Origin of the sequence: Streptomyces sp. V1I1, from assembly GCF_030817355.1 — a bacterium.
Taxonomy (GTDB): Bacteria; Actinomycetota; Actinomycetes; order Streptomycetales; family Streptomycetaceae; genus Streptomyces.
In genome coordinates, this window is the sequence record NZ_JAUSZH010000001.1 from 432144 (window position 1) to 446902 (window position 14759).

Sequence of the window (14759 nt, forward strand, 5' to 3'; positions counted from 1 at the left end):
GACTTCTCCTTGAGTCCGGCGAAAATGTATGCGCTGCCTGTAAGCGCATACAAGACCTTGAGGGCAGGCCGCTCAGCCCCGCAAGGGGCGTGAACATCAAGCTTTGATAACGGGGACTCTGCCTGGAATGTCAGATTCCGCTGCGTGAGCGCACGCCGAAAGGGACCCGAAAGGGACCCCTGAGACAAGAGGCAAGAGACGTGGCTCAGGCCACGATGCAGCCGCAACTGGCGCGCCGGGTCAGCGTCACCGGCAGGATCACCGACTCGGGCGCCCGGTCCGGCGTGCGCAACCGTTTGAGCAGCAGCTCCACCGCCTCCTCGCCGAGCCGACGCATCGGCTGTCGCACGGTGGTCAGCGCCGGTCGGATCGTCCGGCCCAGCGGGATCCCGTCGAATCCGGTCACCACCACGTCGTCCGGCACCCGCAGGCCGAGCCGTTCCAGGGCATGCAGGCCACCCACGGCCATCTGGTCGTTGGCGAACAGCATGGCTTGCGGTGGCCTGCCGCCCCGCTCCAGCAGCCGTTCAACCGCCAGTCGCCCCTCGGTCTGGGTCAACTTGCCTCGCACATCGGGCACGCTGGGCACCGGCAGACCCGCTTCGCGGCAGGCGGCGCGATAGCCCTGGAAGCGGGCCTCGGCGTCCGGGGAGTCGGCCATGCCGCCGACGAACGCCAGCCGGGTCAGGCCGTGGTCCTTCACCAAGTGCCGCGTCAGCTCCGCCTGGCCGTCGAAGTTGGCCACCTCGATGTGGTCGAAGTGGTCGATCCCGCGGGGCCCGGCGAGCATCACCACCGGCATCCGCCGCGAGATGACCTCCAAATCCTCGGCGGGAATCGTCCCGGCCAGCACGGCGAAGCCGTCGACCAGGCCCGCGACCTTCGCCACCAACCCCTCTGGACCTCCGCTGAGCGACGCCGCGATGAGCAGTGCATAGCCGTGCCGACGCGCCGCCCGCTCCATGCCTCGGATGATCTCGTCGGAGTACAGCATCGCCTCGACGTCGTCGTCCTGGGCGTTCTCCGCCTCTGGGTCGGCGTAGTCGGGAAAGCACAGGCCCAGCACTCCGGTGGAGCGGCTGGCGAGGCCGCGGGCGCTACCGCTCGGCACGTAACCCAGGTCGCGAGCCGCCCCCAGGACGCGGTCCCGGGTCTGGGCGCGTACGGCATCCGGATTGCGGTAGACACGGGAGACTGTCGCGATCGAGACGCCTGCTCGCTCGGCAACGTCATACACCGTGGGCACACTCACCGAAAACCATCCACTCTCGCTTGCACACCAGGGTGTAAGCGCATTCACCGTCCCGAGGATCAAGCTAGCGCCCCTGTAGCACATGAGCAAGAACGGCGCATCCGGGCCTTGATCCTTCGCTTGGCCGTCGCGAACCCCGGACGGGGCTACGCACCCGGTCCGCATGAGCCCCTTTGAACGCTGCGCCGAGCGGCGCCGAACCCACCTGCTTGCACAGCGACTTGGGAACCGACCACGCGAACCGCTTCCACCAGGGGCTTCGCGCCGTTTCCGCGCGCGTGCAGCCACAAACATCATCGGCGCAAGTGTGGGGTGATCCCCGATGCTAGGCGCCCGCACAGAACACATGATCGATATCCGCCCGTACGGCGGTGCCACCGTCCCCCCGAACGCATCGCCGTATGGGCCGCCAGCGTCTGACGAATACCAGAGAGGCAAGCATCAAGGGCGGCACGCCAGACCGTCGCGCCGTGGCGTCGTGGCCCGGCGTGCCGCCATCGTTGGCGGCCAGGCGCTCAGCGCCTCGGCCCTGCTCGGCTCGCTGGCCGGCACGGCCCATGCCAATGGCGCCGGTAGTGGAATCGAGCCGGCTCCTCCTGGAGAGCGTGTGCCTGCGGGGACCGGAGGATCGGGTACGTCCTGGAGACGCTGCACGACGCGGGCACGGATCCGGCCAAGCTCTCCGCCGAACAGCTCCGGGAGGCCCTCGCCGCGCACGGCCTCGACCACCGCCGCTATCTACGGCGGCTGGATCCGTACGAGCCGGTCCCCTGGGACGTGGTCAACGATGTCGACCGAGACCAGGAGAGCCGGCTGATGGCCGAGCTCGAGCGCCGAGCCGCCGAAGCCGCGGGCCCGGGCGGGCTGCTGGTCACCTGACGTCTCCGTCCTGAGCAGCGCCGCTGTCGCCGAAGAGTCGGGTCAGGGCCCACCGGTTATCGACCCCGAGCTTGCGGAAGGCACGCGTCAGGTGGGCCTCGACCGTCTTGACCGACAGGAACATCGCCTGCGCGATGTCCCTGTTGGACAGGCCCTGGCCCGCCATCTCGGCGATCGCGCGCTCACGCGGGGAAAGTGCGGACGGTGCCGCGTCACGCGCCCGCGGCCCAAGCGCCCCGATCCGGCGCTGCGCGTTGACCGCCTGCGTATGCAGGTGACGCGCGCCGTACGCCATCGCGGTCTGCTTGGCCCGGCGGACGTTCTCCACCGCGTCGTCCAGCCGCCCCGCCTCGGACAGCACTTGGGCGAGCGACAGCCAGGCCCGGCATTCGTCGAATACCTGCCCGGTGGACGCGAAGTCCACCGCCGCCGAGGCCAGTGACTCGACGGCGGCGTCCGTGTCTCCATCCACGGCGCAGGCCCGCGCGACGGCCGCGTATCCGTGCTGGCCTCGCAGCCCCACGGCTGCGGCCGCTTCCGCCGCGCGCTCCGCCCAGGCGCGTGCCGCCTTTGGCCGGCCACGCGCCGCCTCGGCCTGTGCGGCGGTGCTGTACCAGGCCGCCTTGACGGAGTGCGTCGGCCCGGAGTGCTCCGGCCGGGCCATGACTTCCTGCACGAGCGTGACGCAGTCTTCCAGCCGCCCCTGCTCGAGACGTATGGCAGCGAGCACTCCGGCCGTCAGCCCCCACAGTCGGCCGCGGGCCCGGACGGTCCGCATGGCGCGCTCGGCGAGGGGCGCGGCGGTCATCGGATCGTCGCGCAGCACGACCGCCTTCGCGTGCAGCGCCAGCGCATAGCCGAGCAGATCGGACTGGTCCAGCAGATACGCCATCTCCTCGGCGTCCTCCGCCGATCCGACCGCGTCCGCGAGCTGTCCCACCTCACGCACAGCCCACGCGTGGCCGAGGAGGAGGTAGGGCAGGACATGGCTCTGCCCGGTGCGCCGGGCGATGCGGATGCCGCGGCTGGCATGGCGGACGGTGTCGTCATAGCGCTCGGCGAGCAGTTCGGCCCAGCCCAGCTGGCTCAACGGATCGAGGAAGGCAGTCAGTTCCTCGTCCTCCATGGCGTCCACGACCGTCGCGGCCCGCGTGGCATGCGCCAGCAGTGCCTCGGTCTCGCCGTTGTAGGCGGCGCCCAGGGCCCGGCACGCGGCGGCGGCGGTCCGCGTTCCCCGGTCTCCGGTACGCGTGGCGTGACCAAGTGCCGTGTCCAGGTACGCCGCCGACTCGTCGTACGCCCGCTGGACCATCCGTACGGTCGCCAGCTCCAGGCGTAACGGGTTGGCGACGGCGCTGGTCTCGGGCCAGGCGGCCAGCTCCGCCTCCAGCACGGCCTGTGCCTCGCCGAGGCTGCCCAGGATGCGCTCGACCTGCGCCTGCAGGGTCACCACCTGGACCCGCCGGTCGCGCCGGTCGGGCGGGAGCAGCTCCAGCGCCTCCCCCAGTGATTCCCGGAAACCCGCGAGGTCGCCGGTGAGCCCCAGGGCACGCGACAGCGCGAGCAGCACGCCGAACCTCGCCTCGTCCGGTCCGTCGGCGGGTTTCAGCAGCCGTAGCGCGGCCCTCAGCCAGGACGCGGCGGTCGCCGGCACGGAGTACATGGTGCGCTCGGACGCCTCGCACAGCAGCTGAACCGCGTCCAAGTCGCCGGGCTCGGCCGACCGTGCGACATAGGGAGCCCGCTCGACCGGGCCGGCTCCGGCGTCGCGCAGCGCCCGGTCGGCTCTGCCGTGTGCCGCCAGCCACCAGCCGGGCGGCGACTCACTGGAGATCAGCTCCCGCAGCAGCGGGTGCCGGAACTCCAGCATCCGCCCGGGCGCGCCGGAGGGCCCGCCAGGACGGACCAGGTCCATCCGGGCCAGGATGTCCAGTGTCTCCAGGGCTGTTCTGCGCGGAAAGTCCGCGACGGCCGCGAGGAGTTCCGGATCGAAGGGGTCACCGAGCACGGCGGCTGCCCTCAGTACGGTGAGCTGCGACGGGTCGAGCAGCGCCACTTCCCTGACCAGGGCGGCCCGCAGCGAACGGGGCAGGTCGGCGAAGCGCCCCGCGCCCACCTCCTGCGGCCGCTCCGCCAGCCGCGCAAGCACTTCCAGATAGAGGGGATTGCCGCCGCCGGCGTCGTACAGCGCGTCACGCTGTTCCTGTGGCAGCGCCGCGCCGAACAGGAGTTCCGCGGCCTCACGGCCCAGCGGCGCGAGCCGCAGCCGCTCTGCGCGGTAGGCGTCGGCGGTCTCCGACAGGCATGTGAGCAGCCTCGGCCGGGCCTGGCGCGGCCGGTAGGCGCAGGCGAGGACCACGGGCGCCTGAGGGGGGTGCCGTAGCAGGTAATTCAGCAGCTCCAGCGAGCCGTCGTCGGCCCAGTGGAGATCATCGAGGCACAGCAGGACACCTCTGTCCCGGCCTGTTCTCTCCAGTAGCCGCGCCACCGCTCCGAACAGTCGGAACCGTTCGACGACGAGCGGCGGCGTGCCGGAGGGAGCGGGCTTGGACGGATGGGTCAACGCCATGTCGACCAATTCCCGCGTCCCATCGTCCACGGCCGCTTCCGCGAGGCGCTCCGTGTCCTCCAGGCAGGCACGCAGTGATTCGGCGACCACCCCGAAGGGGCGCTCCCGCTCATACTCCGAGGCCCGGCCGGACAGCACGGCCAGCCCGCTCTCCCGTGCCCCGCGTGGCGAGTTCCGTCAGGAGCCTGGTCTTGCCCAGTCCGGGGTCGCCGGTGACTTCGACGACCGTCGACCGGCCTTCGGCACAGGCGTCGACCGCGAGACGCAGGCGTGCCTCCTCTCGCTCCCGGTCCGCCAGGGGCGTCGCCGAACGAGGCGTGGGGGACATGTTGTTCCTTCCGCCTCTCACCGCGGCCCGCCGGCCATATCCCGGATGCCGCGTATCGCGTAGGCGGCCCGCTCCGCTGCCGATGGCTCGCGGTTGAACAGGACTTGTATTTCAGCCCGCTCGAAGTAAGCGGCGTCACCTGCCCCGATGAACGGGAAGCTCATGAGGAGTGCTCTTTCGGAGAGGCAGCGCCATCGCGATCGGCTGTGAAGCCCAGGCTCGCAGCCTCCTGTGCATGACACATCCGTAGAACTACGTAAACCTGGTGCGCGGCTCTCCGGTGGGTTGCGAGTACGGCCGGACCAGCGCAGCCCGCTCACCGGTCGTCGGCGTCGGGCATCCGCTGAAGGGCCCGGTACAGGGCCATGCGGGAGGAGATACCGAGCTTGCGGTAGATCCGGCTGAGGTGGGTTTCCACGGTTCTGGTGCTGACGAAGAGCTGATCGGCGATCTCTCGTGAACGCTTGCCGGCTGCCGCCAGTTCGGCGATTTCGCGCTCACGCGTCGTGAGCACGTCCGGAGCCTCCTGATCCGTCGCGCTCTCACCCGGAACGGCCGACTCCCGTGTCGCCTGGACCTGTGCCCGGACCCGTGCCGCCTCCTCGCGTATGCGCAGGGCGCCACAGCCGAGGGATATCTCCAGGGCCGAATCGAGCCAGGTCAGGGCCGCGTCCTGGCCTTGTGCAGCCTGGGCCGAGCGCGCTCCGGTCACCAGCGTCCAGGCTTGCTGGACCGGCATGCCTGCACGGCGGAAACCCTCCGCCGACTGGTGGAAGAGCTCTGTCGCGGCGTCGTGCTCGCCGTCGGTGGCGTGGAGTGCGGCTCTCGACCGTCGGACGTACTCCAGCTGGATCGGCAGTTCCAGCTGCTGCGCGGCGGTCTCAGCAGCCTGGGCCCAGCGGCGGGCCGCACCGATGTCGCCGCACCGCAGCGCCGCCGTTGACAGCATGCCCAGCAGCGACGGGCGGAACGGAGGCTGCACCAGCCGCAGTTCCTCGCCGCCGCCTTTCTCAAGGAGGGTACGCAGGCACCCGGCCGGGTCTCCACCGACGAACTGGGTGTGAGCGAGCAGCCCGACCGCGGAACTGGCCCACCAGCCGGTCCCGCGGGAGGTCTTGCGAACGCCCTTCTGGGCGAGCGCGACCAGCCCGGCGGTGTCCCGCCGCCCGCGTGTCCATATCAGGGCTGCGGCGCGCATCGTCATGGCCAGTCCCTCGCCGTCGTCCGCGCCGAGAGCACGGGCGAGCATTTCCGCCTCCCGAGCCCGGCGCCGGGCGTCCTCCAGCCGGCCGGTCCACTGGTCGAGGATGGACAGGCCCATCAGCTGGTTCATCAGGACGTGCTTCTGGCTGCCGCCGCTGGTGGCTTCGAGCCCCCGGCTCAGATGCCGGTAGGAATCCACGAACCGCTCCAGGTACATCTCGGCGCAGCCGAGCAACGCCAGTGTCTCGGGCATGTCCGCGGCCACTGTGTCCGGCAGGCCGTCCACAAGCCGGGCGCACCGTGTGACCTCGGGCGCGGCCTTCACCAGGTCTCCGAGGTAGGTCTCGCCGAAAGCGGCGAGGACGCGCACCGCCGTCCCCCATGCCTGGTCGGCCTCGCCTGCCGTCCGCGCCGCCTCCCGGACCAGGGCGCGTGCCTGCCCGTAGGTGCCGCGCCACACCTGCACCTGCCCGTACGCCAGGATCAGCCGGCCGGGTGCGTCGGGCATCGGCTCCGGCAGCGGGTGCGGCAGCAGATCCAGGGCTGCGTGCACGACCGCATCGGCCTCCTGGTACCGGCCGAGCAGCCGCTCGACATCGGCGCACACCGCGTAGGCCTTCAGCCGCAGCTCATCGGGAAGGTCCGAGTGATGGCCGAGCACGTCGTGAGCGAGGGTACGGGCCTCCCGGAGGCGTCCGGCGGCGGTCAGTGCGCGGCAGCAGTCCAGTGCCAGGTTGGCCCGTGACGCGCTGATCCGTTCGCCGCCCGGCAGGGTGTCAAGTGCCAGGCGGAACCAGCGGGCTGCGGTAGCGGGCGTTTCGGTTGCGGCCTCCGTCGCGCCCTCGATCAGGACCTGGAGGGCTGCGTCGCCGTCCGCGCCCAGCAGGTGCTCGGCGTGCCGCGCGCGTGCGGCGGCAGGGGCCCGGCGCTCGGTCAGCAGGTCGAGGGCACGTCTGCGGGCGGGCAGCCGCAGCGAGGGGTTCGCGTGTTCCAGGGCGACATGGCCGAGTACGAGGTGGCGGAACGCGAACCGGCCGCCCCAGTGCGACGGCCGTATCAGGTCTCCGCGTGCGAGTTCGCCGAAGGCACCCAGGGTGCGCTCCAGGCCGAGTCCGGAGACCTCGGCGACGTCCCCGGCAAGGAAGGGGTCGCCGAGCACGGCTGCCACGCCGACTGCCGTCGTGGCGTCCGGGCTGAGAGCGTTGAGTTCGGCCGTCAGCGCCACGGCCTCACGGAGCAGGCCGTCAGGATTCACTCCGGGGCGCTCCGGCCAGTTGTCGGGATGCCAGCCCGCGGCAGCCAGGATCCGCAGGTTGCGAGGGTTGCCACCGGAAGCGGCATGCAACTGCTCGGCGTACGTTTCAGGACCGAGGTGCTCCCAGGAACCGGCCCACGAGATGGACTCCTGGCCTGGCAAGGAGGCGTGGGGTGAACGCTCGGTGGCGGCACTGCCATTGGTGCGCCAGTGGTCCAGCAGCGCCGCCACCTCGCCGACATCCAGTGGGTCCGGTTCCACGCGCAGCACGGTTCCGGTATGCACACCGTGCTCCAGCGCCTCCAGCAGCAGCGAGCCGGTCTGCCGGGGGCGATGGGCCAGGGCAAGAACGAAGGGGCCGGGCACGGGAGTACGCACGAGCTGAGCGGCGAGCGCTGCGGACTGCCGGCCGCAATGGTGCAGGTCGTCCAGCACCAGCACGCCGCCGCGCGGGGACGCCCACTGCCCCAAAGCGCTCCGCACCTCTGTGCCCAGTTGGAAGTCGGAGTGTGCCGGTGCGGGAGCGGGTGGTGCCGGGAACGGCGGCAGCCCCGGGGCGCCCCGGTTTCCGCCGGGCCCGCCAACGGCGTGACCGTCCCATGCGTCCCTGAATACCTGGTAGGGGATTCTCGTGTCGCGTACGGCGTGCGCTCGCAGCACTCGTGCACCGGTTGCCGCGGCGCGAGAGGCCAGCAGGCCCAGAAGGCTGGTCTTACCGATCCCTGGATCCCCGGCGATCTCCACGACGATCCCCTGTCCTGCCGCTAGAGCCTCCAGGACGCCGGTTACACGCGCGGCTTCCGTTGCCCTCCCGACCATGGGGAAGTCCGTCTCCTGCGATGGCACCACGAACACCTGCGCTCCTCCTCGCCTCGCCCTGACCCCAGCAGCAGAATGTCTCTGCATCCCGCCTCGGCCGGGTGAGCCGTGTCGGAGAAGCGAACGGTGGGCTGCCCCCTACAAGCTTCAGCCTGAGCATAAGTTGGGGCACTGACACACCCTCCACCCTCCGCGCGGGCACCGTGAACACCCACCACAGCCCGGCGCCCACGGCGGCCAGACAGCGTGTCTACGTAACGAATTACGCAGTTTCGCTGATGCCGCCGGCATGGGGGTCCGGGAAAGTCGGCCTCTCGACAGCCTGGTGCGTCACGATACCGACGGCGTCGATGCGCTCGGCGGCTGACCGGCGCCGCCGCGATGGCACATGGGGTCCGCTGATGCCCCGTAGTCGCAGCAGCGGACATCATTCGTCCGTACAACGCCGCCCGCCACCGGCCGTTGGTCCCCGTGTACACACACGAGTACGGGTGCCGGTGCCCCAATGCGCTGTCGGTGCCATGAGTTCGCTTGTCAGTGGCTGTGGCTAGGGTTCCGCACACTACCGAGGGGTCCGGTTCCCCCTGCGTATTTCGATGATTCCTTGATGGCAAGAGGTGAGGACCGATGGGTTGGTTGTCCGCCGGCGACGGCTATGAAATCGCCTTGGTGGAGGGCCGGGTGGCCGCGAGGGCCACAGCGGGCCGGGCTGCGGGGCGGCAGTTGAAGTCGCTGCCGAAGGCATTGCGGGAGCACCCCGAGGTGGACCGGCTGCGCCGGTTCTCCGAGTGGCTGGACCGGCATGCCACCACCTGCCTGGCGCAGGTGGACACCTGGATGGTGTCGTCGCTGCCCGTTCCGACCGGGCTGCTGGCCAGAGTATGGGCGGACGAGGCCTGGCAGTCGGCGCTGCGCGACCTGGTCGTGGTCGGCGACGACCCGGACGAGGTGGGCTTCCTGCGGGACGCCACCGACTCCGGCGAGCTGCGAGTGGTGAACCTGGACGGCGAGACGGTTCGGCTCTCGCCGAGGACGGTGACTCTGCCTCATCCGGTGCTGCTGGAAGACCTGGACGACCTGCGGGAGTTCGCCGCCGAACTGGGCGTGGTGCAGGGGGTGGAGCAGATCCACCGGGCCACCTGGGCCAAGCCGGCCGACGCCGACCTCACGGAGAAGGCCACCGAGGTACGGGAGTTCGCCGGCGGGAAGTTCGCCTCGCGGTTCGGTCTCGCCGCTCGGGCCACCTCGCTCGGCTACCGGGTCTCCGGGGGGTACGCCACGCACCGGGTGCGGGACGCCGGGGGGACCTCGGAGGCCGCCGTGTGGATCGGGGAGCCCTACTGGGACGGCGAGTCGGAGACCGGCGGCCTGACCTGGCACGACCTGGACGGCCGGTCGCTCCCCCTGCGGGAGGTCAGCCCGGTGGCCTGGTCCGAGGGAATGCGCATGGCCGCGGCGCTGTACGCCGGCCGCTCGGTCGAGGAGGGGAAGGACGCATGAGTAACACGGTTGAGGTATCGCAGAGGGAGGCCGTGGAGTTGCTGACGGCCGGGGCGGTACTGCCGCCGGGTACGGAGGGTGCGGGCGAGCGGGCGGTGCCGCTGACGGCGCGTACGTACCGGCATCCAGGGCTGGACGACCGGGTGGTGGTGCGCCTGGTCGCGGGTGAACTGGGCGCGGCGGAGGATCTGGCGGCCGGCTTCCTGGGCCTGGAGCAGGACGCCGAGCCGTCAGAGGTCGGTCTGGGGCTGCGGCAGTCGCTGGGCTTCCCGGAGTGGGTGCTGGTGCACCACCCGGAGGACGGCCACCACGCGCTGGCCGTGGTCCCGGAGCTGGAGCGGGCGGCCCGGCAGGCGAAGTCGAAGCCGAAGGTGGCCCTGGACGCATACCAGCAGCTCGCCGGTCAACTGGCCGCCGCCGTGCCGCACTTCCTGCCGACCTTCTACGAGCAGGCCGGGCGAGTCTTCCTGGCGGTGGAGAACGCAACATACGCCGCGCAGATGTTCACCCAGGCCCGCAAGGCCGAGGCCGGGCACGGCCTGCAGGTCGACGAGGACCGGCTGGACGAGGTGTTCCTGGAGTTCGCACTGGCCGGCGCACTGCCGGTGAAGGTGCTGTCGGGGTACGCGAAGGAACTGGCCGCGCGGGTGCCCGCGGAGGAGGCATTCCGACGGTTCCGCAGGCTGTGCGTGCGGCGTACCGCGGGAGGTCTGCAGCCGTCGGCGCAGATGGCGGGCGACCTGCGCCGACTGGCGCGGGCGGCGGGTACGGACGCGGACGCCGAGGAGCGGGCCTACCTGGCCGAGCTGCTGCTCCTGCCCGCCACGCTGCGGGCAGCGACGGGCTGGTGGAAGGCCCATCGTCCAGCATTGGTGGCCCTGGCCCGGCAGGAACCCGCGACGCGCGGAACGCTGTTGAGCCTGATTCCCTCCAGTGGCGACGGTGAAATGCCTGGGCTGTGGCTGGAGTTGCTGGAGGAGTCCGGCGCCACCGCCGGGCTCTGCGACGCCACGCTGCCCGGGGAAGAGCGCCCCGGGGACGGCACCGCGGGCTGGTTCGAGCGGTTCTTGGCGTTCCGGAGGTCCGGCTGGCGGCAATGTACCCGCCTGCCGGTGCTCTACCCGCTGGTGGAGCGGATGGCCGACCAGCTGCGCGCCGAACTCGCCGGGTCGGGCCGGGCGCTGCCGACCACGAACCACGACGTAGACCTGCTGGACCTGCTGCTGTCGCTGGGCGTGCCGGTCGCCGACCCCGAAGAGAACACCGGGCTGAGCCTGGAGCAGTGGGCGATGGACGAGGGGCAGCGCGATCTGGTCGCGCTGGAGGCCGACCCCCGGTTCCGGCCCGCATTCCACCGCGGGGCGAACAGGTTGAGCAACGACCAGGACGGGCTGCGGGCGCTTCGAGTGCTGGCCCAGTCCCCCGGCGGGCGCCCGATGCTGGCCGAGTGGACGCGCGAGGTGGCCCAGCAGTCGTCTGCCGCCGGCCTGCCGCAACTGCCCGACGCTTTGCGACGCCTGGCCTGGCTGCCGGGCGAGGCCCTGGTGCTCGCCGAGGACGAGGTGCGCGAGGCTGCCGGAACCGACCTCGCCCCCGTACTCGCCCGGGCGCTGAGGGCCGGACTCTTCGACGAACTGAGCTGGCCCGCGTGGGAGGAGGCGGCAGCCGCCCTCGTAGCCCCGAAGGACGTCGACGACCTCATCATCGCGGACGCCTGGCCCCATCTGATCGTCGCACGCCCATCGCAGGCCAGGGTGATCGGTGCCGAAGGCACCGTACTCACCCACGACCTGCGGATACCGGCCGGGGACGGCTGGGGCGACCCGGGTTTCCACCACGTGGACGGTGAACTGCTCGTCTACTGGAACTCCCGGGCACTGGGCAACGGGCTGCGCGGATACTGGCACACCTCCGCCGACCGCCTGAAGCCGATGGATGGCGGCAGCAGTACCCGAGGCACGCGTATGAACTGGTATCGCAGCACCGGGGCGACCACCCTGCCGCTGCCCAGCGGCGGGCGGACCACCGGCACCGGAGTGCTGCACCGCGGGGACACCGCACTGCCCGAGGAGCGGTCAGTGATCACCGACGGAACCTCGTACTGGGTGTGGACGTGGGACGGGTCGGATCACGACACCGCAGGGTGGTACGAGTACGACCCGGCCACCGGGGAGCACGGACGTAAGGGCATGCCCGGCTTCCTCGCCGACGCGCTGCGCAACGCCCCGGCGGGCAGCACCTTCCACTCCGGCTGGCTGCTGCCCGCCCCGTCGGCCGAAGCAACTCCCGCCGGGTTCCCGGTGAACGGACTGCTCGGCTGGCGGGTGGTGCGGCTGCCCGACGGCTCACTGCGCGGCGAGGATCTGGCCGGACACACCGTCACCATGGCGAACGGTTCCGAACGGCCGTCCCGTGCAGTGGTCTTTCCCGGGGACGACCGGCCCCGGGCGGTCGTCCAGGGCAGCTACAAGGTCAGCCTGGTCGACCCGGACGGCGTCGTCACGGCGGTGGCGAAGACGGACGATCCCCCGGGAACGTTCGCAGAAGGCACTCTGATCCTGCCGCCACTGCGCTATTGGCACTGCCTTCAGCCCCGGGACCCGCAGGGCTCCGTGGCCCTGCGCCGGATCGACCGCGACACCACGGCAGCGCTGCTGAAGGCCGCCAACGCCGGGGAGAAGGAGGAACTGCCCGCCCTGATCCGTACGTTGCTGCCCCAGGTCAGCCATGACGCGCTGGTTACGGGCATCGCCGGGGTGGTGCGGTTCGCCGCCGCGCAGCAGGCCTCGCTCGACTCGGTGGCGGCCCGGCTCACCCAGGCCCTCGAGGGCGGGCACCTGGAGGCTTCGCCGGCCGGCCCCGCCGACGAGCTGCTCGAGGAAGCGATCAGCGGCCTCGGTGGCTCCAGCGGCTACCGGTGGTACCGCAGTGGGGAGTCCGACAGCGCCTTCCGCCAGCTACGTACGATCGGCCAGGCGCTGCGCGACGCTCCTGAGCCCGCCCCGGCAGTCCGCCTGCACTTCGACGGGCCGGAACTCCCGCAAGCCGTCCTGAACTGGGAAACCCTGCTAGACACCTGCGCTGCTATGGCATTCCGGGCCGCATCGGTGGTCGCCGAGCAGGAGCACCGGGAGGCACTGCACGAACTGCTCCGCGAACTGGACTCACTCGGGCTGTCCACGGCCGACGAGCCCGCCCGCTGGCGCCGTTTCCGGCTGCACCTCGACGACAACCTGCTCACCAAGGCGGATGGTGCACGGCGGGACGGCACCTGGCGCGGGCTGCTTCAGCTGAACGGCGGCGCCTTCCTGGCCTTCGTGGACACGGGGAGCTCGGACAGTAACGGCTGCGAGTTCACGGCGCTCTTCCACGATCCGTCCGGGCGTTTCGACGTTCCCGCGCCCTACACCGTGCTGTCCGCGTCCCGCGTCGGTGAGACCCGGGAAGCGGGCTGGCTGGGGGCGTTCCTGACCGAGTCGGCCGGGTGCGGCCCGGCGCCCTGGTTCCCGGAGGCGGCCGAGGAGTTCGCGCGGCTCACCGGGGTCACGGAGACGATGGCCCGGCTGGTCGTGGCCGGGATGCCGCAGGTGGACACGTACGAGCGCAGCTTCCTGCCGACCGAGGCACGGACGACGCTCGGGGTGAAGGTGGCCGAATCGGCCGTGGCCAGAGATGAGCTGCGCCAGCTGGGCGCCGACATCCGGCGTGCGGTCGTCGCGGCTCTGCTGCCCGCGGAACCCGCCCGGCTGTGGAAGGACGGCCCGGACGTGGCCGCGGCGGCGGACATCTGGAACAGCAAGGTGGGCAGGCGGGTCGCCGTCCCCGAAGGGCTGCTCGCGGAGGCGGTTCGCGCCGTGAAGCCCGCATGGTGGCAGTCGGCCCGCGCGCTGCCCGCCCTGCTCGACCCGGCCGCCGCGCCGGAGCTGAACCGGGACCTGGCCTGGGCGGTCAGCGGCGACCGCGTCCGCCCCGCCGACAAGGACAAGGACGCCAACGGGTTCACCGCGAACACGCTGATCGGTTCGGTCGCCCTGGCCGCCTGGCTCGCCCATCGGCTGCCCGCGGGCCACCGGATACGCGCTGCCCTGCCCACCGCGCTGACCGCTGTACGGGACCGACTGGCCAACCCCGAGCTGATGCTCGACCTGGGCCGGTACGTCGGCCTTCCCGACTTCCGGAAGGTGGCGGGTGCCCCGACTGAGGTCGGCGAGGGCTACGAGCGCTACGGCGCCGTCATCATGGCCACCCACGACGACCAGCCCGCGCCGGGAATCCGTACGGCACTGCTGGACGCGACCGGCGAAGACCCCTACCTGTCCGCCCTGCGCGGCGACGACCAACAGCCGTTCCCTGCCGAGGTGGCTCTGCGTCTCGCCCGCGACCCGCGCTTCGAAGCGTTCCTCGCCGACCCGGGCGACCCGGCCGCGGGAGAGCGGGGCAAGGACGGCACCTGGTGGGCGCAGGACCCCACCCTGTCGGTGCCCGAACTGGTCACCGAGGCAGCCAAGGAGTACGGCATCAGCGAGGACACCGCCGCGCTCTACCTGACTCTGCTCGCCATGCCCGACCCCACCGACCGCAACACCGCGAGGTGGACGGGCTGGAAGCCCGCCCGCCTCAAGGCCGCCCGCGCCGAACTGGCCGCCACCGACCTGGTGGTCGAAGCCAGCCGCACCCGCGCCGCGCGCTCGCTCTTCCTGCCGGGAGGCTGGGTCGACCTCAAGGCCCCGCGGCTGCCGCTGGAGCAGTGGAAGCTGCCGCTGTACGACCTGGTCAGCGGTGAGAGTGCGCCACTGGGTGTGCTCGTCCCGACCGAACCCGCCGCCGACCTCTACCGCAGGGCCTGGCAGCGTATCCGGGAAGGCGACGCTCCCCGCTTCGCGGAACTCAAGGTCCGGCGCGGCAGGCGCCGCTGACCCTGTGAGAGTGGTGCGGCGACGAACCCGTCGTCGCC

Annotated in this window: 7 protein-coding genes; 2 read left to right on the plus strand and 5 right to left on the minus strand. The window is 71.5% G+C overall.

All coding sequences use genetic code 11. From position 1 onward, the window contains the following. Positions 1 to 205 precede the first annotated feature (205 nt). The 5 genes from QFZ67_RS02270 to QFZ67_RS02290 all read right to left on the minus strand — a co-directional run bounded on the left by QFZ67_RS02270 (position 206) and on the right by QFZ67_RS02290 (position 8341). Positions 206 to 1252 carry a LacI family DNA-binding transcriptional regulator gene (locus QFZ67_RS02270; RefSeq protein ID WP_307659392.1) on the minus strand — a complete coding sequence of 349 codons (1047 nt, stop codon included), beginning with the start codon at positions 1250 to 1252 and terminating at the stop codon, positions 206 to 208. Positions 1253 to 2123: 871 nt separating this feature from the next. Then, a complete protein-coding gene (locus QFZ67_RS02275; protein WP_307659393.1) occupies positions 2124 to 4838 on the minus strand; it encodes a LuxR C-terminal-related transcriptional regulator in 2715 nt (904 codons plus the stop codon). Continuing rightward, positions 4810 to 5028, minus strand: coding sequence for an ATP-binding protein (locus QFZ67_RS02280; RefSeq protein ID WP_307659394.1), 219 nt, complete (start codon positions 5026 to 5028; stop codon positions 4810 to 4812). The genes QFZ67_RS02275 and QFZ67_RS02280 overlap by 29 nt, the downstream gene beginning before the upstream one ends. A 17-nt stretch (positions 5029 to 5045) precedes the next feature. Beyond that, a complete protein-coding gene (locus tag QFZ67_RS02285; RefSeq protein ID WP_307659395.1) occupies positions 5046 to 5192 on the minus strand; it encodes a hypothetical protein in 147 nt (48 codons plus the stop codon). A 152-nt stretch (positions 5193 to 5344) separates the two neighbouring features. Beyond that, on the minus strand, positions 5345 to 8341 hold the full coding sequence (locus QFZ67_RS02290) for a LuxR family transcriptional regulator (RefSeq protein WP_307659396.1): 2997 nt from the start codon (positions 8339 to 8341) through the stop codon (positions 5345 to 5347). Between the two features lie 591 nt (positions 8342 to 8932). Between QFZ67_RS02290 and QFZ67_RS02295 the strand changes: the two genes are divergently transcribed. Then, positions 8933 to 9805, plus strand: coding sequence for a DUF4132 domain-containing protein (locus tag QFZ67_RS02295; RefSeq protein ID WP_307659397.1), 873 nt, complete (start codon positions 8933 to 8935; stop codon positions 9803 to 9805). After that, positions 9802 to 14721 (plus strand): DNA-binding protein, encoded by a 4920-nt coding sequence (locus QFZ67_RS02300; RefSeq protein ID WP_307659398.1) that lies wholly within the window; start codon positions 9802 to 9804, stop codon positions 14719 to 14721. The genes QFZ67_RS02295 and QFZ67_RS02300 overlap by 4 nt, the downstream gene beginning before the upstream one ends. Positions 14722 to 14759: the final 38 nt, after the last annotated feature.